The organism is Alteromonas sp. CH_MED4-4 (assembly GCF_037029575.1).
GTDB classification, from domain to species: domain Bacteria; phylum Pseudomonadota; class Gammaproteobacteria; order Enterobacterales; family Alteromonadaceae; genus Alteromonas; species Alteromonas macleodii.
Genome location: NZ_JAYMEU010000010.1, coordinates 50,655 through 72,683, shown reverse-complemented (window position 1 = coordinate 72,683; position 22,029 = coordinate 50,655). Strand labels below are relative to the sequence as shown.

General features: G+C 44.1%; 22 protein-coding genes and 1 pseudogene. 17 read left to right on the top strand and 6 right to left on the bottom strand.

Features of this window, described 5'->3' with window-relative positions:
• The first annotated feature begins 1 nt into the window (after position 1).
• Positions 2 to 685 (top strand): DUF1826 domain-containing protein, encoded by a 684-nt coding sequence (locus tag WA381_RS09045; RefSeq protein ID WP_156086592.1) that lies wholly within the window; start codon positions 2 to 4, stop codon positions 683 to 685.
• Positions 686 to 908: 223 nt separating this feature from the next.
• On the opposite strand, the gene WA381_RS09040 is transcribed toward WA381_RS09045, so the two are convergent.
• Positions 909 to 2,435: an ATP-binding cassette domain-containing protein gene (locus WA381_RS09040; protein WP_156086591.1), complete on the bottom strand. Its 1,527-nt coding sequence runs from the start codon at positions 2,433 to 2,435 to the stop codon at positions 909 to 911.
• A 119-nt stretch (positions 2,436 to 2,554) separates the two neighbouring features.
• Between WA381_RS09040 and WA381_RS09035 the strand changes: the two genes are divergently transcribed.
• Both WA381_RS09035 and WA381_RS09030 read left to right on the top strand, forming a co-directional pair.
• Positions 2,555 to 3,286, top strand: coding sequence for an SDR family oxidoreductase (locus tag WA381_RS09035; RefSeq protein WP_156086590.1), 732 nt, complete (start codon positions 2,555 to 2,557; stop codon positions 3,284 to 3,286).
• Between the two features lie 5 nt (positions 3,287 to 3,291).
• Positions 3,292 to 3,780, top strand: a complete 489-nt coding sequence (locus WA381_RS09030; protein WP_080589185.1) for a GNAT family N-acetyltransferase — start codon at positions 3,292 to 3,294, stop codon at positions 3,778 to 3,780.
• A 60-nt stretch (positions 3,781 to 3,840) separates the two neighbouring features.
• Here WA381_RS09030 and WA381_RS09025 read toward each other — a convergent pair whose 3' ends face one another.
• Positions 3,841 to 4,260, bottom strand: a complete 420-nt coding sequence (locus tag WA381_RS09025; protein WP_156086589.1) for a helix-turn-helix domain-containing protein — start codon at positions 4,258 to 4,260, stop codon at positions 3,841 to 3,843.
• A 91-nt stretch (positions 4,261 to 4,351) separates the two neighbouring features.
• Between WA381_RS09025 and WA381_RS09020 the strand changes: the two genes are divergently transcribed.
• From WA381_RS09020 to WA381_RS08990, 7 genes and pseudogenes are all read left to right on the top strand, one after another.
• Complete coding sequence (locus WA381_RS09020) at positions 4,352 to 4,849, top strand: DUF2938 domain-containing protein (RefSeq protein WP_156086588.1); 498 nt, start codon at positions 4,352 to 4,354, stop codon at positions 4,847 to 4,849.
• Positions 4,850 to 4,922: 73 nt separating this feature from the next.
• Entirely contained in the window at positions 4,923 to 5,360 is a 438-nt protein-coding gene (locus WA381_RS09015) for a GNAT family N-acetyltransferase (RefSeq protein WP_156086587.1), read from the top strand.
• 45 nt (positions 5,361 to 5,405) lie between these two features.
• A pseudogene (locus WA381_RS09010) lies at positions 5,406 to 5,784 on the top strand (lactoylglutathione lyase).
• Positions 5,781 to 6,200 (top strand): GNAT family N-acetyltransferase, encoded by a 420-nt coding sequence (locus WA381_RS09005; RefSeq protein WP_156086585.1) that lies wholly within the window; start codon positions 5,781 to 5,783, stop codon positions 6,198 to 6,200. Before WA381_RS09010 ends, WA381_RS09005 begins: the two are co-directional and overlap by 4 nt.
• 410 nt (positions 6,201 to 6,610) lie before the next feature.
• A complete protein-coding gene (locus WA381_RS09000; RefSeq protein ID WP_075177491.1) occupies positions 6,611 to 7,276 on the top strand; it encodes a FlgO family outer membrane protein in 666 nt (221 codons plus the stop codon).
• 4 nt (positions 7,277 to 7,280) lie between these two features.
• Positions 7,281 to 8,045 carry a FlgO family outer membrane protein gene (locus tag WA381_RS08995; RefSeq protein ID WP_014949957.1) on the top strand — a complete coding sequence of 255 codons (765 nt, stop codon included), beginning with the start codon at positions 7,281 to 7,283 and terminating at the stop codon, positions 8,043 to 8,045.
• 10 nt (positions 8,046 to 8,055) lie between these two features.
• Positions 8,056 to 8,781 carry a FlgO family outer membrane protein gene (locus WA381_RS08990; protein WP_156086584.1) on the top strand — a complete coding sequence of 242 codons (726 nt, stop codon included), beginning with the start codon at positions 8,056 to 8,058 and terminating at the stop codon, positions 8,779 to 8,781.
• A 124-nt stretch (positions 8,782 to 8,905) separates the two neighbouring features.
• Here the strand turns inward: WA381_RS08990 and mnmC are convergent, their stop codons facing one another.
• Complete coding sequence (gene mnmC / locus WA381_RS08985; protein WP_156086583.1) at positions 8,906 to 10,966, bottom strand: bifunctional tRNA (5-methylaminomethyl-2-thiouridine)(34)-methyltransferase MnmD/FAD-dependent 5-carboxymethylaminomethyl-2-thiouridine(34) oxidoreductase MnmC; 2,061 nt, start codon at positions 10,964 to 10,966, stop codon at positions 8,906 to 8,908.
• A 3-nt stretch (positions 10,967 to 10,969) separates the two neighbouring features.
• Positions 10,970 to 12,244, bottom strand: a complete 1,275-nt coding sequence (locus WA381_RS08980) for a Kelch repeat-containing protein (protein ID WP_156086582.1) — start codon at positions 12,242 to 12,244, stop codon at positions 10,970 to 10,972.
• Positions 12,245 to 12,467: 223 nt separating this feature from the next.
• Here WA381_RS08980 and WA381_RS08975 point away from each other — a divergent pair, with 223 nt between their 5' ends.
• From WA381_RS08975 to WA381_RS08955, 5 genes are all read left to right on the top strand, one after another.
• Entirely contained in the window at positions 12,468 to 14,033 is a 1,566-nt protein-coding gene (locus WA381_RS08975; protein ID WP_069944561.1) for an AMP-binding protein, read from the top strand.
• Positions 14,034 to 14,326: 293 nt separating this feature from the next.
• Positions 14,327 to 15,541 (top strand): beta-ketoacyl-ACP synthase I, encoded by a 1,215-nt coding sequence (gene fabB, locus WA381_RS08970; protein ID WP_014949953.1) that lies wholly within the window; start codon positions 14,327 to 14,329, stop codon positions 15,539 to 15,541.
• 264 nt (positions 15,542 to 15,805) lie between these two features.
• Positions 15,806 to 16,972, top strand: coding sequence for an alpha/beta hydrolase (locus WA381_RS08965; RefSeq protein ID WP_156086581.1), 1,167 nt, complete (start codon positions 15,806 to 15,808; stop codon positions 16,970 to 16,972).
• A 255-nt stretch (positions 16,973 to 17,227) separates the two neighbouring features.
• Positions 17,228 to 17,458, top strand: coding sequence for a ribbon-helix-helix domain-containing protein (locus WA381_RS08960; protein WP_110288631.1), 231 nt, complete (start codon positions 17,228 to 17,230; stop codon positions 17,456 to 17,458).
• Positions 17,459 to 17,746, top strand: coding sequence for a type II toxin-antitoxin system RelE/ParE family toxin (locus WA381_RS08955; protein WP_156086580.1), 288 nt, complete (start codon positions 17,459 to 17,461; stop codon positions 17,744 to 17,746). It begins immediately after the preceding gene.
• 219 nt (positions 17,747 to 17,965) lie between these two features.
• Here WA381_RS08955 and WA381_RS08950 read toward each other — a convergent pair whose 3' ends face one another.
• Entirely contained in the window at positions 17,966 to 18,874 is a 909-nt protein-coding gene (locus WA381_RS08950; protein ID WP_156086579.1) for an alpha/beta fold hydrolase, read from the bottom strand.
• Between the two features lie 81 nt (positions 18,875 to 18,955).
• Positions 18,956 to 19,645: a Crp/Fnr family transcriptional regulator gene (locus WA381_RS08945; protein ID WP_069944556.1), complete on the bottom strand. Its 690-nt coding sequence runs from the start codon at positions 19,643 to 19,645 to the stop codon at positions 18,956 to 18,958.
• A gap of 174 nt (positions 19,646 to 19,819) precedes the next feature.
• On the opposite strand from WA381_RS08945, the gene WA381_RS08940 reads away from it, so the two are divergent.
• Both WA381_RS08940 and WA381_RS08935 read left to right on the top strand, forming a co-directional pair.
• Positions 19,820 to 20,575: a class II aldolase/adducin family protein gene (locus tag WA381_RS08940; protein WP_014949950.1), complete on the top strand. Its 756-nt coding sequence runs from the start codon at positions 19,820 to 19,822 to the stop codon at positions 20,573 to 20,575.
• 237 nt (positions 20,576 to 20,812) lie between these two features.
• Positions 20,813 to 22,015 carry a 4-phosphoerythronate dehydrogenase gene (locus tag WA381_RS08935; protein ID WP_156086578.1) on the top strand — a complete coding sequence of 401 codons (1,203 nt, stop codon included), beginning with the start codon at positions 20,813 to 20,815 and terminating at the stop codon, positions 22,013 to 22,015.
• The last annotated feature ends 14 nt before the right edge of the window (positions 22,016 to 22,029 follow it).

The following is a 22,029-nucleotide window of genomic DNA, read 5'->3' as shown; positions in this document are numbered from 1 at the left end:
TATGCAGGCGTTACAAGACTACATTACTTCCTTTGAACACAGCGGCTCTTGGCGTTCAAGCGCCGATGCTATGGTGTTGGGCGATATCTTTGATAAAGGTATTAGCGTTGCGGTATGGACAAGACCCGAAGTACCACTTGTCACGCAATATTATGTCGACGTTTTTAAATCATTAGGAATGGGGATTCGCGGTGTTTTCTCTTTAACATCACTGAAAGAGGAAATCGCAAAGCTTTTACCTGATGGAAGAATTAGTGCTGGAAAGCAGGCTGCCATTGTCGATATTTATTTGCTGTCTGACATGCTCACCACGCTATTTGACTGTGACAGTGTGGGCGTAAGGTTAGTGCCCCTTTCATCAGCAATGTGCCCAAGCTTCCATGTGGACAATATTCCTGTTCGGTTGGTGAATACCTATTTGGGCGAAGGTACAGAGTGGCTGCCGAAAGAAAGTGTGGTTACACGCCAAATGATTGGTCTTAACGACGCGAATACACAAGGGCTTACTAAGAATAGGTTGGGCCAGCACTATCGAGAGAGCAGCGTTAGGCAAATGAACGCGTTTGATGTGGGTTTACTTAAAGGTAAGTCGTGGCTGGGCCATGAAGAATTTGCCGCCGTGCATCGGTCCTGCAAAGTCATACCTGGTACTCATCGCGTGTTACTTACCCTGGATCCCATGTAGTTTTTAAGTTCTTATTGTACCTCACCCTCGGTTACTTCGGCGCTATCACTTTTTCCATGAGTTTTCCCTTGTGATAGCGCTTTTTTCTCTCTCGGTACCTAGCCTCGCTAATCTTCTTAAATATCCGCTTTTAAGCTTCCAGCTTTAAGGCGAGTTGTCTAACAGGCAAGTGCCACACCTTTTTAGCGAAGACCTGAAAAGCCAAGTTTTTCAACATATACCCTTAAACATTATAGTCTTTCATATTTAACGTATTGTGAATGCTAGGAATGTGTTCTTCTGCATGGTGATTTACATACAGCAGTGTACTTGTGCCTGCTTTAGCTAATATATCAATAAGCTTGAGCGCTTTTTGGCGGTTGAAGTCGTCTAAACCATTGCAAGGTTCATCCAAAATAAGCACGGCGGGGTGCTTAACCATAGAACGTGCAATAAGTACTAATCGCTGGTCACCAAAAGACAGTGACTGAAACGGCGTGTTCTTTTTCTGTTTCAAACCCAGTACTTCAAGCCACTGCTCTGCCACCATGCGTTCCGCTAGCGTGGGGCGAGTGTACAGACCAATACTGTCGTGAAAGCCTGAAATGATAACGTGCTCAACACTTGCATTCACTTTGTACTGCATGTGGAGCGCATTCGACATAATTCCAATGTGCTTTTTAATGTCCCATATGCTCTCGCCTGTGCCACGTTTTATGCCAAACATTGTTAAATCGTTGGTATAACAATGGGAATTATCACCAGTAAACATTTGAAGCAAACAGGTTTTTCCTGACCCATTTGGACCAGTGATCTGCCAATGCTCATTTTTGTTAAGCGTAAAGTTAAGCTGTTCAAATACGGTTCGCTCATCGAAGCGCACGAACCCATCTTTAAGCTGAATTAAGGTATGAGGTAGTGAATCTAACTCACTGTTTTGCTCATTGAGGTTTCGGTCATTGCGATTGGGGTCATCGCCGTGTTTGTCTTTAGCGTTTAGGGCTGAGGGAACATCGATATCATCAGACTCTAGTGCAAACCAGGTGCTTAGTTCTGAGCGCAAACCGTCATAGTTAAGTTTATCTTCAGATTTCCACGTAATGGCCAAGTCATCCATGACAATCAACTGAGCTTGTATATTCTTGGGAATATCTGCGAGTTTGTTGGCGGTAAGTACTAAAGAAGCTTGCTGCTGAGAGACAAGAAAGAGACTAAATGCGCTTATCGCTTCAACATCTAAACCTTCGAAGGGTTCATCAAGCAAAATAATAGAGGCATTACTTAACCATGCCAACATGATAATAATCTTGCGGGTTTCACCTGTTGAAAGTGAAAGAAACGCATTATCTAGCAGATGCTCAATTCTAAGCGCAGAGGCGAGTTCGTCGTAATAAGGGTGGTTTTTATAATCCTCATTAGTCTGTGCGAATAGTTCGCGAACCTGTGTTGGCTCAGCTATTACGTCTAAAATATCTGCACTGTCTTTTTGTTTTTCTTCTTCAATTATCGCTTGCTGTTTAAAAACCGATACCTCTGCAACAACCGAAGTACATTCACGACTACCGCTTGCTACCTTCCCATTACCGGCAAGCGCGGAAATTAAGAGTGACTTTCCGCTACTGTTTCTACCTGCGATAAGGAAGTGCGACGGCGCACTTTCAGTACAGAGCGCTAGCGAAAATGCAGGAGTAATGTATTGATTAGGAAGCTTTATTTGAAATTCAGAAAGGTACAGCATTAATGATCGCGAGTGAATATAAAGTAGAACCATTGTGAAGTTTTCTGATTACGTGTCAATGGTGAATAAGACTTTCTGAAGCCAGAACTAGCTGGTAAGTTAGTCTTATAAAGTTAGCGCCACGTTCAATGGCCAGTTAAGGGAATCAAATTGTGGGCAAGGTAGTTATTGTCACAGGTGCTAGTCGTGGTATTGGTGCTGCGACTGCTAAATTGTTGGGAAGTAGCGATTATAAAGTTTGCGTAAATTATCTTTCGGATAAAAACGCAGCTGATAGCGTGTGTGCGTCGATAACTGACAACGGTGGCGTTGCATTTGCTCATAAAGCCGATGTTTCCGATGAAGCGCAAGTACTGGAAATGTTCGAATATGTAAGGGAACAGTGGGGTGAGGTAACGCATTTGGTTAACAATGTGGGTGTTTTATTTACCAAAACTGAGTTAATTAACGTCAGTGCAGAGCGCTTCACCAAAGTACTTAATACCAATGTGCTTAGCGCATTCTTGTGTTCAAAGGCTTTTGTAAAACAAAGCGTTGCAGGGGGCGCAATCGTTAATGTTTCGTCCATTGCCTCTCGCACTGGTGCTCCTTTTGAATACGTCGACTATGCGACGTCGAAAGGGGCAATGGATTCATTTACTAAAGGGCTTTCATTAGAACTTGCTGCGAAGAACATTCGTGTAAACAGCGTCCGGCCTGGTTTTATTAAAACAGACATTCATGCCGATGGTGGTGAACCTGGCAGAGTAGAACGGTTAAGCTCACAAATTCCTATGCAGCGGGGCGGTACAGCAGATGAAGTCGCACAGGCGATAGCCTGGCTTCTATCACCTCAGTCTTCATATGTTACAGGGTCGTTTATTGATTTAGCGGGTGGGAAGTAAAGCGCGTGATAACACTCAGAGATTTTAAAATGAGCGATGTAGGTAGACTGGTAGATATTTTGAATCAACCGTCGGTCACGCAATTTCTGTCGACAAAAATTCCCAGCCCTTATACAAAAGAAGATGCCACATGGTGGATTCAAGAGGGGAGCAAAGAGGGTTTTATAAAAGCTGTAGAGTACGACGGCGAGTTAGTAGGGTGTATTGGTGTTAACCCTGGAAACTTTGAATATGAAAGAGCCGGAGAGGTCGGGTACTGGCTTTGTTCATCACATTGGCGAAAAGGGATTATGCGTGACGCGCTGCGCCAAATTATCGCCCTTACTTTCTCAAACACAAGTATAGAGCGCATTTTTGCCTGCGTATTTTCATCCAATCTTGCTTCGCAAAAGCTGCTGTTAGATGCAGGGTTTAAGCAAGAAGCGATATTGCAACGCGCCATTTTTAAAAATGGACGGTTTTACGATAGCCATATTTTTGCCATTTTGAGGTAGCTCTGCGATGGTGACTTTAGTACCCGCAAAGCGTTGAGTGGTTTCCATTGATACGGATATTTATTTTACTGCCTTATTCGCTGCAACGCCTTCAATCACCCCTGCGGCTGCAAGGTTCATCAATCGACGAAACCTCGGACATTCCAAATGACTCGGTGCTGTGCAAGCAGCTGCATGCTGCAGACCATCACGCATTGCTTCTAATTTTTTGATTGTTCCATCTAATTCGCTCGCTTTTTTAAGTAGCAGAGCGTGGTCTATATCAGGCTTTGCATCGGTTCCTAATATCCCAGAAATTTCTTCCAGTGAAAAACCAGCTGCGCGGCCTAGTGCGATTAATTCAAGGCGCTCTAAAACGTTTGAGCTAAATACGCGACGTATACCTTGTCGACCAATAGATTTGATAAGGCCTTTTTCTTCATAAAAGCGCAGTGTTGATGCCGACACTCCTGACTTTTTGGCGACCTGAGATATTTCCATACTTTTTCCCAAAGGAATGCTTGACTTAAAGTTAACTTGAAGTTGTAGGCTAGCATCTCATGTTAATTGAAACTAGTTATTGAGAGTGAATATGCAAAGTATTGTTTTTATCTTGCTGATAGGTATTGGAGCTACTTTAGTGATGGATTTATGGGCCTTGTTGAGAAAGCAATTGTTTGGTATTGCCCCTACCAATTGGGGCATGGTGGGGCGCTGGATAGGGCACATGAGAAAAGGGCAGTTTCGTCATACTTCTATTTCAAGTGCCCATGTTGTTCACGGGGAAAGTACTATTGGATGGACAGCCCATTACCTAATTGGAATTACCTATGCAGCGCTGCTTATTTTCATATGCGGAGAATCTTGGTTGTTCGAACCGACGCTGGGTCCAGCAGTGGCGCTCGGTATCGCTACGGTCGTTGCACCGTTCTTTATATTGCAGCCAGGTATGGGCGCTGGTGTTGCCGCATCGAAAACGCCTAACCCTAATACCGCTCGGTTACACAGTATTATTAATCACGTCGTATTTGGCGTTGGGCTGTACCTTTCGGCTTTGTTAATTAGGCTTTTACTATCAATATGGATATAAACGACTAATGATGACTTGAGTGAACTTCAGCTTATAATGGCAATAAAACAGCATGCTTTTATAAGAAGACAGGATGAAAATTTCACTGGAAGAAATAAACAAATCTAACTATGAGCAGGTTTGTGACTTGGATGTGGCGGATGATCAACAAGCGTTTGTAGCGTGCAATATGTGGTCGTTGGTTGAGTCTTTCTACAACGAGAACCATACCTGCAAAGCCATTTATTGCAACGACCAGCCCGTAGGGTTCTTGATGTGGGTTCAGGAAACGCCAACCAAAGTGTCCATTTGGCGCTTTATGATTGATGAGAGCCATCAGAATAATGGAATTGGCAGACTTGCTTTATCTCAAGCTATCACGCTTATAAAGCAAACTTCTGAGCTCAAACAGATAGAGATATGCTATAACCCCAAGAATCCTGTCGCCAAAGCCTTCTATTCAAGCTTTGGTTTCGAAGAGGTGGGGTTAGATGAAGATGGCGAAGACATGCTTGCTGTTATTGCCATTTAGCCACGACTTAAATTTAAAGCAGCGAAATGCGAGGGATCTAAAGATATGGACGTCATAGATATTAAGACTTTTATTCCAAGCAAAAACTACGACATTTCTAAAGCATTTTATTCTGAGATTGGATTTAATGCTTCATACGTAAATGAAGACCTAACACTGTTTGAAAATGGTGATTGTCTCTTCTTTCTTCAGCGCTTTTATAATCCTGAATTGGCGAATAACTTTATGCTACAAATATGTGTAGCAGACATTCAGGACGCTTTTGATTTGTGCTCGCGCTCGTTACATAAAACGAAAATTTCATCAATTGAGCAACAACATTGGGGAAGTGTTTTCTATCTATGGGGTCCGTCGGGCGAACTGCTTCACATTACCGAATTAGGTAGCTAGCTTTTGCGAGAACGAGGGGAGGAATGACGAATGATGCATACGAATTACACCGTTAAAGAAAGTCCTCCGTCAGCTGAAGACTTTGCCAGTCTAAGAAAATTGATTGGATGGAGTAACCCGTGTTTATCGGTTGTTCAAAAAAGTATTGATGCCTCGTTGTTTTGGGCAACAATTTACCTCGACAACAACCTTGTAGGCTGTGGTCGGGTGATTGGCGATGGCGCAATGTATTTTTATATTCAAGACGTCATCATTCATCCAGAACATCAGAATAAAGGCTTGGGCTCGAAAATAATGAACACGTTGATTGCACATTTGGAGTCTTGCTGCGCACCTGGCGCAACCATTGGCCTGTTGGCTGCGCATGGTAAGGAAAGTTTTTATCTTAAATTCGGTTTTGAACCTCGTGATGGTGAAAGTTTAGGTTTAGGCATGTGCAGGTTTATTTAGCTAATTGGTCATTAACGCGGCATGAGAGTCCCGGGAGTTCTCAAGTTTTTTAATCACTTGGCATTGTGATCATTGCCTATTTAATTATCGGCAGCTTTCTGTCCTAAGGCGGCAAGTCGCCTCCGCTTTTCATGCACGGCCTGACGATAAACATCAAGTTCTTTTAACACTGAGAAAGGGACATCTCCTGAAACTAGGCGCTTTACGTCACTTGGTTATCAGCAATTTTTTTCAATGTAACCTCCAATGTAACGGTCAATGCTGCTTGTAGCCTCTCTTTGGTGTGAATTTTGCAGAAGCCTGTTTAAAGACACTGAAAATGTCGGTTTGCGTAGTAGCTGATCACTGTTTTTCGATGAGTTTTTGCTTCTTTCCGATAGAAATTTGACGTTTTTCACTGGACATGTGTAATGAAAAGTATGACAAAACCTGTCTCTCACGCTTTGCTGACAGAAAATGGTCGCTTAGTCGCGAAAGCCTTGGCATATACCGCGCTTATCTTGGGCTTACTCTCTGGTTGCTCTTCATCTGACGAACCTAAAAGTCAATTTGCGCAAACCGATGCCAGCGACGTATCGGCATTGGGGAATGTGGAATACCACACCTATATGTTAGCGAACGAACTTTTTGCTGATGTGGGTCCAGCACGTCAGTCTCGCTATGCGGTAGTTGGCTTTGTACCTGCCGATACTATGAAATACAGTGCTGGCCATCAACATCCGCTAATGTTGTTGGGCCATCAACTTGAACAAGGAATGATTACTGAGGCCACGAAAAGAGGCTTTTCTACTCAAGAATTTAAGCTTTCGAACGATATAATTGTTAGTAACGAGAGCGACAGAGTATTAACCCGCGATATCGACCAGCTTTCCAACATTGAGCGCGTCGATTTTTACATAACCGGCACTATGGTGTATCAAGAGTCTGGCGCGGTGGTTAACGCTCGAATTATCAACGCTAGAAATAAAAACATTGTCGCTGCAGCAACACGCTTTTTCCCTGCCGAACTGTTTTGGCGCGAAGAACAAGTAACCACCAGAAACGGCAAGTTATACAGAACTGAAGGTACGAGGTAACCCCATGAAAAGACGAAATCAATACGCGGCGCTTTCGCTTTGTGCTTCACTGCTAAGCGTTAGCGGGTGCTCTATGATGATGGGGGAAGAAGAGGTAGCCGAACAAGCGCCTCAGCGCCCGGCCATGAATGTGATTGATATTACTGCCGCCGACCGCGCTCCTTCAAAGCCAGTTGAAAATACCAGCGATACCCAGTCTCAGGGTATGGACGCGTACGGCGCTATCGGTCAACCTCCTTTGTATTCGAGCGTACAGGGCGCGTATAAAGGTCGACCTCTAACCAAGCATATTGGCGACTATGTGAAGAACATGGCGCAAGACTTAATTGCCAATATGGAATATGTGAATAACAAAACACCTATCGGTGTAACCCATTTCGCACTACTAGATACTGACTTGCAGAAAACAGATTTGCTTGGTCGTCAGATGGCGGAATCTTTTGTTCACGAACTGCATAAATTCCGCGTGCCGGTTATCGACTTCAAAGCCACCGAGTATATTCGCATTACTGACGATGGCGATTTTGTATTAAGCCGAGACTATTTGGAATTGAGCAGCAGCCTTCCTATTGAATATGTGTTAACCGGAACAATGACCAAGCACCAAGGTGGCGTGTTAGTTAACGCCCGTATTTTAGGCATGGAGTCGCGCGCAGTTGTGGCAACTGCGCAAATGTTAGTGCCGTTCTACGTGGTAGATGCACTTATTCCAAGTGACGGTAGCCAGCAAAACGGTATGCGCGATGGCGTTAAGCTAAGTCGCGGCTAGGAGTTTCAGCATGGTGTTTACAAAGAAGCTTGTGTCAAGCAGTTGGGCAGCCGTTGGCGTAATGCTGAGTGTATGTATGACAGGGTGCACTAGCACGGAGTCTATGGGCTCGTTTTGGTTAGGCGAAGACGGTGAAATTACTCATCACGCCGAGCCAGTACCTGTACCAAGCCGTTCAGGGCTAGAGTACACACCAGATTCTCGCGATAGACAATATCAACAGCAGGTGGAAGTTGAACCCGGCTATAAAGACCCACTACACCATGGCTATTCACCTTCACAAACGCATAAGCGCTTAAATGATTACGCCTCGCAACTTGCGATGGAGTTAATGGACAATGCAACCCGTCTTACGCAGCAAGATATGGTGGGTGTGGCCAGTTTTGTGAGGCTTAATCAGTCGTTGAGCGACAGCACCGTGTTAGGTAATCAGCTTTCAGAGTATCTAATAGCCGAGCTGCAAGACTTTGGGTTAGCGGTTGTCGACTTTAAGCTTGCAGGTGGAATTACCGTAACGCCAGTCGGCGATTTCGTACTCACGCGAGATGGTACTGCACTCGCTAAACAGGTTGAAATGGACCATGTTGTAACTGGCACCATCATTGAAGATGACAGAGGCGTCCGCGTAAACGCCCGTATCGTGTCGCTGGAAAATAAACAAGTGGTGGCAAGCGCCAACGTATACATTCCTGCGTTTATCGTGATGGATTTAAATAAAATGGCTAGCGTAAACTAGCCATTTACTTCCTTAGCACTCTGTTTTCGAAAGCGAACTCCTTTCATGTTCGCTTTCAAACCTCTAAACGTCCGATCTTTTGTGTCTAGGCACAGTAGAATTTTCACAACGACCTCTCCGTTTATTAACCCTGGCTTCTAATCGCTTCGCGAGTCATAAAGCGGCTTGTGTTTACAGCATTAAGCAGATCGTTGCTTAAAGGTAGCGGCTCCTTACATAGACTGCTCACCAAGACCTCTGCCATTAAAGGCGCTGTGGTTAACCCTCGTGACCCTAAGCAAGTAAGGGTGGAAACTACGCTGCTTGGCAACACTGGCGCGCTAGTCAACGGTTTGCCCACGCCTAGCATAGTGTAGTGTTCTTTTAATGAGTCAAAATTATGTAGTGCACCGACAACAGGCTGGTGGTCGGGTGAACCTAAACGCGTAGCCGCTCTGGCTTTACCGTCATGTTGTAATGCTTGCACGATGTCGGTGTTTGCCAGCGCCTGTTCGTGTGTGGCGAGGTTCATTTCAGTTTCATCGCCTCGTACATCGGTACTTAAGTCGTTTTTAACGTAGGTTGAACCTAACGCATGCCGGCCTTCGAATACAGGTGTCATATAGCCTTTGTGACACAACACAGTGTTAAGCTGTTCAATTGGCATTTGGGTGGGAATAGCTTCAACCTGGCCGCGAACGGGGCGAAGGGACAGGCTGTTAAAATCGCTAGCGTTTACCGCACCTGCACCAAGGGCAAGGATAAGGTGATCGGCAGTAATAACTTCTTCATTCTCAGCGCTATCTAAGTTAAAACGAATCCGCACCTGCTGCTTTGTTGTCTCAGCTGCCTCATGAGATACATAGATATGATTGGGTTTCAGCGTGAGTTTGCCACTTTGAAGTGCTTCTTCAATCATGGCCGCTACTAACTGCGGAGGAGAAATCCAACCGCCTAAGCCAATGTATAAGCCAGAGTAGGGAAGAGCTAGGTTAGCTATATCGCTCACTTCTTTGCTGTCCACGGGCTTGATCAAAGCTTCAGGCCATACGTCGGCAGCAGCCAATTTATTTTGGCGTTCTGCTACCTTGTCGTTAAAGCTTAGTTGAATAACGCCACAGAAATCATGGGCAACGTCGGCTAGGCCACAGGCTTTTGCATGTTCAATTGTGTGGTCGTAGGCTTGTCTAGCATACAAAAAACTGTGCGCCTGAATGCGGCTGGCAATACTTGCTTCGCTATGGAGCTGCGGGTAAAAGCCGCCTTGCGGGTTGCCAGATGCGCCGCTTGCAAGGGTGTCACCATCAAAATACAAAGTGGTGCTAATGCCGCGTTTTACTAAAGCCAAGCATGCCGTAGCTGCTGCAAGGCCGGAGCCTACTACCGCGACTTTACTTGTTTTATCTAAACTGTCGTTCGCGTACCTATAGTAGGGGCCAGCAGGCAGGCGAAGTTTATGCTGAACATTCTCATTGTCTTGGTTAAAAACGCCGGTCAGCATGTCGCGCTTACGGCCAAAACCGTTGCGTTTTTTAATGGTAAAACCCACACCAGCTAGCCCACGCTTTACGATACCTGCGGCGGTAAAGGTTCCAAAGGTTGTGCCAGTTTTCGACAAGCGAGCCATTTGGCTAAACAGAGCATCTGTCCACATATCAGGGTTTTTGCTTGGTGCAAAACCATCTAAAAACCAGGCATCGATGAGGCCATTTACAGGAGAATGCCATTGAGGCAAAAGCTCGTGTACATCACCAATCCACAAGTCGAGTGTGGTTGAATGGTTATCAAAATGAAGGCGATGACAACCTTCAAGGCCCATGGGGTAAAGTGAAGCGAGTGCTTGCGCTTCGTTTTTAAGAGCAGGAAAAGTTTCTAGCGCACGCTGCATATCCTGTTGAGGCAGTGGAAACTTTTCCGTGGTAATGAAATAGAGGCGCTTTAACGGATGGTCAGGGTTCGCTGCTCTAAATTCGTTAAAGGCACGCATGGCGACCAAAAAGTTCAGCCCAGTTCCAAAACCTGTTTCGGCGATGACAAAAGTAGGGTTGCGCCACTGTTGCCAGCGCTCAGCAAGGTCGTTGCCTGCAACAAAAACGTGTTGGGTTTCATCAATTCCGCTGTCGTTAGAAAAATAAACGTCGTCAAAATGGTCGGCGACAGGCGTACCGCTCTCATTAAAATGAACCTGTGCATGCTTAGATTTCACTGTTTATTTTTCTCCGTTTATGTCGTTTCTGTGTTGGCACTTTGAATTGGTAGCAGTTTTCACTACTTCATCAGCTTGCCCATCCGATGCTTGTTTTGAAACGTCAGAGCTAGCCTGGCTTTTAGATGGACAGTATACTTCTGCAGGTGTTGAAAAGTGCGATGTCACTTTACTGGTCACGAGCTGTGCGCCAAGCATACCGCCAATGGTGCTCCAAGAACCGTTAACGTTAATTAACCCGCGGTGATCCATTGTAGGCACTTCAGCATCTGTTTTTAATATAACCCAGGTTTCTTCCGCAATATCAAAGATCCAGATGGCGTCATCTGCAGTTGAAGGCTCGCCATTATAGCCAATGCCATTGTAGTTGTACGGATTAGTCGAACCGCCCACAAAATAGATTTTATTGGTGTCCTTATTGCCCGCTGCCGCCATGCGATAGCGCGCAGTACCCGTTGGATGGTCAAGCGTACGCCAATCAATCTTGAATGGATTTTCCTTGTCAATATCACCTTTAAAGCAGGCAGTTTCTGGTGCGAAGCTGCGGCGTTTATCGCTGTGAGGTGTTACTGATACGCCGTCACAAATTACCATAGTGCTGTTAACGATGCCGCCAGCTTGCCCGAATACCGGACTGCCAAGAAAAGGGCTCGCCTGTTGCCATTGGCCGGCTTGCGTATCGTAAACCTGCACAAGGTTTACGTTGCCATCGTTGTGCCAGCCAGAAATTAAGTACACGTAACGGTCTTGGTAAACTAAAGCAGTTGCATCATCAACAGGCACGGGCATAGGCGTTAATAGCGTATATTCCCCTGTTACAGGAGCGTATTTATATACATCTGGCGTACTAATTTCATTGTGTTCTTCATCAACCGTGTAACCGCCAAAAATATAAACGCTGTCATTAACGCCCACTGCTACGGAAGCCAAACGACCTTTTAGTGCAAGGCTGGATGGAACTGGGGGAAGGTCTTGCCACTGCAAAGGTTTATCTTTGCTATCAATAGGAAGCTGCCAAGCACGGTTGTGCACGTCTTTATGGGTTTTGCCTTTGCCCAGTCCCATAAAACTAAATACATATTGTGTGTCTTCTATGGTTACAGAAGCTACGGCATTGTTTGAAACTGGCTCTGGTAGCGCGGGGAGGGCGATAGGCGCAGCTGTTGCTGAGACAGTCGCTGCAGAAGCAATGATAAAGGCAGCCACCATGAAAGAAAGTCGGGGTGCCGCACTTTGGAATATACGTAGAGCAAGAGGTCTTAGCTTTTTTAATAACACAGCAATCTTCAGGTTTATCTAAATTTCGAACGTTTGGCCGCGTATTCTACCTGTCACCTTTTTGTTTTTCCGCAAAAGTTTGTGCCTGCTTAAAACTCTTCTTTTCATATTGCTTCTGCAAATAACAATCTATCAGTAAAAACAATACGTTTATTTAATTGTTATTGTAAATAATTTGTTAAATTTAGCGCTAAGTCTATAGAAGATAGTTCAGGGAGAAGGTATGGCGGGCGTGTTTCACCAATGTGGTCAAAGCATTTGCAAACGCACTAGAGACGAAATGGATGATCGTGCACGTATCATAGCACGTGCACTGGCTGAGCAAGGTGTGTGCGATAACGATGTGGTAGCTATTTTTATGCGAAACCATGTCGATATATTTGAAATAGTTGAGGCATGCCGATATGTGGGTTCGCGCTATGTTCTGCTTAATTGGCACAGCCCTGTTGCCGAACTTCTGCCTATTTTAGACGACTGCAGCGCTAAAGTGCTGTTCGCTCATCGCGATTTATTAAAGGGGGAGAATGACCGCCAAACCTTATTACAAGTTTCCACCTTGTCAGTGATATACACGATTAAAACGCCGGAAAGCATTTTAGAGCGCTATCATTTAACAGATAATTCACTGTTAGCATCAGAGGCGAAAACTGGGGAACAGTACCAGTGTCTTGATACGCTATTAGCTGCCCCAAACGCAACGCGCCACGATGAACCGCCAAAACGCTTTAAGGGCATGTTTCCCTACACATCTGGCAGCACCGGAAAACCCAAAGGTATTAAGCGAGATGAAGACCTAACGCGGCCAGACCCTTATTTAATATTTAAAGGGCTGTCTGAAGCGTTAATGCAGCTATCAATAGGTGATCGCTTTTTCGTCTCGGCACCGCTTTATCACAGTGCACCACACGCGCTTACGCTCTGCTGTTTAGCAGCGGGTAATATTGATGTATACATTGAGCCTCAATTCGACCCCGAACGCTTTTTACAAGACATAGAGCGGTTTAAGCTGACTCACGCCTATATTGTTCCCACTATGATGGTGAGGCTACTTAAACTGCCCGAGTCGATAAGAAGCAAATACGACACTTCAAGTTTGCGATTTGCCTTATCAACCGGGTCCGCACTGCCAAGCGATGTGAAAGAAGCAATGATTAACTGGTTTGGTCCAATTTTCTATGAATCTTATGGTGCTAGTGAATTAGGCTTTATGACCCTAATTTCATCTCAAGAAGCATTAGATAAGCCAAATTCTGTGGGTAAGCCCATTCCCGGTGCCGCGATTAAAATACTGAGCGACGATAAAGAGGAGTGCGAAGTAGGTGGTGTTGGCGTTATATATGCGCACCTTTCCATGTTCGCGCCATTCAAATATACCAATACTACGGGCACGCAAAGCGACTTACATGTTGGTGAATTCACGACATTAGGTGATATGGGTTATGTGGACGAAGATGGCTACTTATATATTTGCGATAGGAAAAAAGACATGATCATCTCAGGTGGCGCCAATATATTTCCTGCTGAAATAGAAAGCGTCATCATCGAAATGCTTGAGGTTGCAGACTGTGCGGTATTCGGTGTGCCTGATGCTGAGTATGGTGAAAAAGTTGTGGTGGCTGTTCAATGCTCACCCGGCAATGCGCTGTCGATTGATGCGCTACATGGGTATTTAGATGGCAAACTGGCGCGGTTCAAGTGGCCTAAAATGTTGCAAATACTCGATGCCCTGCCTAGAGAAGATACGGGTAAAATATTTAAGAACAAACTTAGAGCTCACTTTTGTCAATAAAAGAAACCGCTAAAGCTATTTTGAAGGTTTTATGAAGGTATAAATTAACGCTGGTCATGACCCTGTGCATTCGTGCTACATTGGAAATATTCTGAACAAGAAAGCTTAGACAAAGACGGCAGAAACGAAAAAGAAGGGAAGTGGGAAACTACCTGTTTATACACACAAGCCCAGAATTGAAACAGGTATTGCAACGCTGAAGTTTGGATAATTTGAGTATGGCAATTGGCAGAGCAGACCACTTTACCATTCAAAATCGTTACCATAAGCCGCAACAACGCAAAGGGTAAACTATGAGAAGAGCAGTTATCACCGGTCTTGGTATCGTATCAAGCATCGGCGTAAATAAAGAAGACGTACTTGCTTCACTTAAAGCGGGTAAGTCTGGAATTACATTTTCGGAACAGTTCGCCGAAATGGGCCTTCGCAGCCAAGTTTGGGGCAACATCGACATCGATTTGAAAGACCATATTGACCGTAAAGCTATGCGCTTTATGGGCGATGCGGCAGGCTACGCATACGTGGCGATGCAACAAGCCATTGCAGACTCTGGTTTAGAAGAAAGCGACATTTCAAACGAGCGCACAGGTATTATTGCTGGCTCAGGTGGCGCGTCTTCTGAAAACCAAGTGCTTTCTGCTGATATTCTTCGCGAAAAAGGCGTTAAGCGTGTTGGTCCATACATGGTTCCCCGCTGTATGGCGTCTACGGTATCGGCTTGCCTAGCGACACCGTTTAAAATTCGCGGCGTGAACTATTCAATTGCTTCTGCGTGTGCAACTAGTGCCCACTGTATTGGTAATGCGCTAGAGCTTATTCAGCTTGGTAAGCAAGACGTAGTATTCGCCGGTGGCGGTGAAGAATTACATTGGTCACTATCAAGCCAATTCGACGCTATGGGGGCACTAAGCTCTAAATATAACGACAATCCTGCCGTTGCATCACGTACTTATGACGCAGCACGCGACGGCTTTGTAAGTTCTGGCGGCGGCGGTATGGTTGTTGTTGAAGAACTTGAGCACGCGCTTGCACGCGGCGCAAAAATCTACGGCGAAGTTGTAGGTTACGGCGCTACATCAGATGGTTTCGACATGGTTGCACCGTCGGGTGAAGGCGCAATTCGCTGTATGAAAATGGCAATGCAAAATATCGATGCTCCAATCGATTACTTGAATACCCACGGCACATCTACGCCTGTAGGTGACGTGAAAGAACTTGCCGCTATTCAAGAAGTGTTTGGCCAAGCGGGCGTACCAATTAGTGCAACTAAGTCACTGACAGGTCACGCACTAGGTGCAGCGGGTGTAAACGAAGCTATTTACAGCTTGTTGATGATGGAGAATAACTTTATTGCGCCATCAATTAACATCGACACACTGGACGACGCGGCACAAGGGCTAGATATTGTTACCCAAGCACGTGAAGCAACGTTAAACACAATTATGTCTAACAGTTTTGGTTTCGGCGGCACTAACGCAACGCTTGTTATGCAGCGTTATAACGGTTAATTAAAACCGCTTAAACCAGAAAGCTTTTTTGCTTCAGTTAAGAAGTTTCAAAAAAACAAAAGGGCGTAAACCTGAGCACCGTGGGTGCTTGTGTTTACGCCCTTTTTTTTCCATTTTTCTATGAAAAGTGCCTAGGTATTATAGAGAAGACAATAGCAATTACTTTATAATTCTCTACTTAAGCTAATGCATCGGTCAGCTTGAATATTAACAGGTACATTTATATAGTGAGCAATAAATCAATTCAAAAAAAGATAGGAAATCATGAATGTAGCAGGGAAGTTTTTGTTTGGCTTATTCTTATCATTTTGTTTTTCAAATTCGATATTAGCGCAACAGCTTACTTTAGAAGAGCATGTGTTAAATTCAAAAGTACTCAACGAAGAACAGAAAATAAGTGTTTACCTTCCTGAGAAGTATGGAGAAGATCCCACTCACAGATACCCAGTAATATATGCTTTGGACGGCAAGTATTATAAACAAATGGTAAGTGCGGTAATTGCACGCTTTTATGATGACTGGCTAATTCCTGAGACTATTGTGGTTACTATAGATAATGAAAACCGCATCAGAGATTATACACCTACTCCACACGCAACAGCTGATGTACTTAGCGGTAAAGCAGATGTTTTCCTAGACTATATCGAAAAAGAGCTTATCCCTTTTGTAGACAGTAATTATCAGACTTCTGAATTTAGAATTTTCGAAGGTCACTCTCTTGGAGGATTACTTTCGTTATATGCCGTTCAAGCTCGGCCTGAACTCTTTACAGCGCATTATGCTTTCAGCCCATCCCTTTACTGGGGAGATAATAAAACAGTAGAAAAAATTATTACTTACCTTTCATCTCGTAAATCCTTAAAGCAATTCATATATATGAATTTAGGTAATGAAATAGTAAAAAGTGAGTATGAAACAACTAATACAATGGCCGCTTCTTTTTTAAGGTTACAAACCTTTTTCAAAGAACACAGTGTTCCAGGGTTAAGGGTGAAAAGTGAAATTTTAAAAAAACTTCCCCATGCTGCAACGAATATATCCGGTTTGGTCAATGCAACAAACGAACTCTACAGGAATTGGGTTTTACCATTTGATGCAATAGAAGGAGGGCCTGAAGCCATTTCTGAACACTACGAAAAGCTATCTTCCGACCTTTATCAAGAAATTCAACCTCGTAAGGGGTCAATTAACTTCGCCGCAGACTACATGACCAATGGTGTTCACTCTCCAGAGAAAGGTATGAAGTTATTAAAATACAATGCATCATTATATCCAGACTCTGCGTGGGTTATTTTTAACTTAGCCAAAGGTTACGAGCAACGTGAGCAGGTGGATCTTGCAAAAAAATACGGACAAGAAGCTTTGAATTTGATAAATCAAGATGACGAAGAGTTAAAATCTTCAATTGCTAGTTTTCTAGATGCTCTATGACCCTAGATGACCCAACCGTTTGGTATATGTGATGGAAGATACATCAATTACGGTTATCTCATGTCGTTACCATTGCTAGCCACCATGTTTGTCTGTAGTTGCCAGAAAAGACTATTCTTCGGCTGCGTACATTTACCCGTCACTCAAGCTGCCTGTGATAATTTTGGCTCTTGTCTTCTCTAAATTAAAAAATGCTGATGTTTAACCAAGTCTGGTGTAATATTGCACCAGATAAGATTTATTGGAGTAAATGTCATGCCTCGTCAAAGTATCACTCTGACTGAAAAAAATGATGCGTGGCTCAAAAGTCATATTGAAGATACGCGAGAATATGCAAACAAAAGTGAACTCGTGAATGATTTAATTCGCCGGGCCAGACGCGCTGAGGAAATAAATCAAAAGCTCGTCAGTGCAGAGAGAAGCGGATTCATTGAACAATCGCCTGAAGATATGCTGAAAGAATTTAAGGCTGAATTAAAAAGATAAATGGAAAGCTACAAGTTATCGCTGAATGCCAAAGAGGATCTCAGGCGTATTTATACATTTGGATTTGTAGAATTTGGCGAACTCCAAGCAGATAAGTATTTCGAAGGTTTTTTTCAGACATTTGAAAGAATTGCAAGTAATCCATCCGCATACCAATCAGTTGACCATATTCGACAGGGGTATAGACGCTGCGCTTATGGTTCAGACAGTATTTACTATCGATACAATGGTATTGAAGTTGAGATAATGGCAATTCTGGGTGGGCAAGACATCGTTGAATGGCTCTAAATCAAGCCAACAAACAAAACTCGGTGTCCGCTCTTTTTTTGGGCAGACCTTAAAGACGGAAACGAAGTTGCACCGCTCAATACATTTCGTCACGTACAAATCCATATCTGACTAAGTAAAACCCTAAGCTCACCCTAATATTAATAGAGGGCTACTGTGTTATTACTAAGTTTTCGGAAAATTACTACAAGGCATTCCATAGCGGAATTCTAGTATTAGTTAAAGCTTTTCAGCTAACTTTTGAATTGCTTCAACAACTATTTCTGGCTGCCTTTTCTGAATAGAATGCTGACGTTCCCCTGAAAAAATGATTGTGCTATTGGTAGAGCGAGTGGCAATGTCTTCCTGCAAAGTCGCCCATACCAAATCTCTGGTTTTTGTATTATCGATTTCAGAAGATGCTTTATTTCGCGCAACAACAACCAAAGGCAAATTGCCAAAGTTAGGCGTTAATTCATTTAATTCACTAAGGCTTCTTGGAAAGTATTCGGCTTCATCTAAGCTGGTATATTGATGTTTGGTTGTACTTTTTTTAGCTTTTTCTTCTGGATTAGTGTTGGAAAGGTACAATCTGGGAATACCGACAGGGGCTGCCCACATTCCAAATTTGAAAAGGTATTTTTGAAGATAATTCGTTTGAGGCATCTCCTCTATCTGATCTTCATGGGCAGAGTCTACCAACACCAAAGCGGCTATATATTCAGGATAGGTAAGGGCATAGCGCTGCATGTTAACCCCACCAAATGAATGGCCTACAAGGATAATTGGTCCAGTAATATCTTTGTCTTTTAGAACCGAGTGAAGTTCAGCGACAATGACTTTACTGTCTCTATCGTGCGGGCTTTCCTCACTCCACCCAAGTCCAGCTCTGTCATAGGTAATGACCCGAGAAAACTGTGAGACTTCCTCTGCTACTTTGTTCCAGACTGATGAGTCATCACCCATACCAGCATCAAAAATTACGGTAACTTTTCCTGTTCCAATGTCCTCGACATACAGGCTATACTCACCGATATCTATCATTTCTCCACGCTTGTCAAAAGAGGTGGAATCGACATAGCTTGAATATGACTGATATAGAAAACCGACTAATAAAAGCAAAACTATGCTGGCAGATAAAATTTTCAACGCGAACTTTCCTTTTCTTTGCGTTTCCACGACTTTATTAATATTCCACAAGTTCTTTAGCAATTCAGCTAGTTATTTCGGTTAAATAAACTGATAACGACTAAACAAGGTATCTGGCTCGGGAATAGTGATTTTCCCGTAATGCCGTTTTACCAAACCTTCTTGTTGAAGTTCACCTAATAACTGGTTCACCGTTTGCCTACTGCTATTTATCATTTGCGCTAAAGACTCTTGCGAAAGCGTAAGTGTAATCGCGTTGTGTTTGGGCAAATGCTGACCGTAACTGGTGGTAAGCATTAAAAGCCGTTTTACGAGCTGGTGCTTAAGGCTAAGCCCTGCGCTTGAGTCAATAAACTGAAAAGCGCTGCGCACTCGCGTGCATAAAAGGCGAGTAAAATGCGGGTAGAGTTCAGGATATTGCTCAAGCAGTGCTTTAAACGCGTTCTTTTGAATAATCGCCACCGTGCAATTTGTCTCGCAGAAGTTGTCGTGAGTACGAGGGAGGTCGTCAAACATCGATATCTCACCAAACCAGGTGCCGGGGCCCAGTAGCGCAAATAGCATTTCTCGACCATCCACGCCCACAGTGACAACTCTTAAACGGCCTTCGCATACGCCATAAAAACCGACACCGTCTTCACCTTTGGCATGCAGTTGCTGCCCGGCTTTTAAGTGTTTTAGACGCATCTTGTCGAACATGGCTTCCTGCAAATAGGGTGGAAGCGCGCTAAACCAAGTAGAGCTAGCGAGAACAGGTTTAAATTTTTCCATTTAACAAATTTCTTACACTGTCGTATATCCGACAGTGTATAGCAATTACTGCGCGTAATGTAGGCGGTAAGAGAAAGTAAGTGGAAGTTTCATTGAAACGTTCAAGGTATCGAGCCTTCCACCTAGGGCACCCGCCTCAAATGAAATTAATTTGTACGTTAAAAGAGTAAAGCTATGACAGATTCAGTAAAGTCGAAAGTTAGCAGTGAAGAATGGCAAACCCGTGTTGATCTAGCCGCATGTTATCGTGCAGTCGCTATGTATGGTTGGGACGACCTCATTTTTACTCACATTTCTGCTCGTGTTCCTGGGCCTGACCATCATTTCTTGATTAATCCCTACGGTTTAATGTTTGATGAAGTTACTGCGTCAAACTTGGTTAAAGTTGATCTTCACGGTAACAAGGTAATGGAAAGTGAGTACGACATTAACCCAGCAGGTTTTACCATTCATAGCGCTGTTCATGAGGCTAGAGACGATGCCAAATGTGTGTTGCATTTGCATACAGCAGAAGGTGTGGCGGTATCCATTTTAGAAGAAGGGTTGCAGCCATACTCGCAGCAATCGCTTTTTCCGCTGGCGTCGCTTTCCTATCATGCCTACGAAGGCGTGGCGCTAAACCCAGAAGAAAAAGTACGATTGGTTCGCGACCTTGGCGATACCCAATTTATGATTTTGCGCAATCACGGGCTTTTAACCTGTGCAGACAATATTCCCGATGCATTCTTGTTTATGTTTATTATGCAGCGCGCCTGTGAAATACAGTTAAAAGCGCAGGCCACAGGCAAGCCGCTTATTCCAATTCATTCGGCAATTCTAGATGGCATTCGTACACAAGCCGATCAAGTCACCCGGCAGGCTGGTGGTTCGTTAGCATGGCCGGGTATTAAACGACGCGTTGAACGCCGTTTCCCTGGTTACGACAAGTAACTATTTAAAGTTAACGTTATCCAATACCACGTTCGCAAAGGGTGAGGTGGACAAAAAACGTGAGCTAAAGCGGTTTGCTTCAAGCGTTCCCGTGTTAAAGGATTGTATGAACTTCGGCGGTCTCTTTAATGTTGCGGCCAAACGTGCATCAAAATGACGTAAATTAAACGAATCACCGACAAGATAAATCAAGGGCGCTGGGTTACTAAAAGCCTAAGTTAAGGTACACTTAGCGCCATGAAAATACTTCTTGAAGACACCATTCCGTTTGGCACCGATTACCTTAATAGCGTAGGTGAGGTTGAAACCTATGCATGGCAATCTCTTGTGCCTGAAATGCTGCGCGATGTAGATATTCTTGCGCTACGTTCTACTACCAAGGTTACCCCTGAACTGCTAACCAAGGCTAACAAGCTCAAGTTTGTTACTACGGCAACGGCGGGAACCAATCATCTAGATAAAACGCATTTAGATAGCGTGGGTATTATGCATAGCAGTGCGGCAGGCTGCAATGCTGTTGCGGTTGCCGAGTACGTGTTAAGTGTTTTGCTGCACGCGCAAAAAGCCCAAAAGCTCGATTTATATAATGCGACAATGGGAATAGTAGGTGCGGGTAATGTGGGAACTGCATTATCAAGAATTTTAATGGCAATTGGCGTTAAACACTGTCTGTATGACCCACCGCTACAGCAAGCGCTAGCAAAATCTGGTAAGAAGGAGCATAACGGTCAGTCATTTGTAGACTTAGCGCAAATAGCAAAGTGCGATGTTATCTCGCTGCACGTGCCTTTTATTAACGGCGGCGAATATCCTACATATCAGATGATAGACAAGGCGTTTCTGAAAGGATTAACGTCAAACCAGCTGCTTATAAATGCATGCCGGGGGGAGGTTATTGATGAAGTGGCACTACTTAGCGTACTTCAAGGGGAAAAACCGCCAACGGTGGTACTCGACGTATTCGACAATGAGCCTGCCATAAATACAGCATTATTTGACTATGTTTGGTTCGTTACACCACATATCGCGGGGCACTCTGTAGAAGGCAAAGTGCGCGGTACGCAAATGATTTACGAGCAAATTTGTGACGTAGTGGGCAAAGCCCCAGACAAAGTGCTTAGCGACTTTTTAGAGAAAACCAATCCGATCAAAGTTGCGTTAAATTCGCCTGAGGCGGTGCGGTTGTCGGTTGAGGATCTCATTGCCGTATTCCACAATGTGTATGATGTAGCTATTGACGATGAGATAACGCGAAACGCGTTTGCGTCAGGCCATAATGAAACGCCAGAGACACACATAGCAAATACGTTCTCTACATTGCGCAAGCAATACAGAGTGCGTCGCGAGTGCAGCGCCTATGCGTTACACTTGCCAAAAAACACCAGTAAGCAAATCCAAGACACATTCACCAAATTGGGCTTTCACGTAAGTCTGGTTTAGTTATTTTAATATTA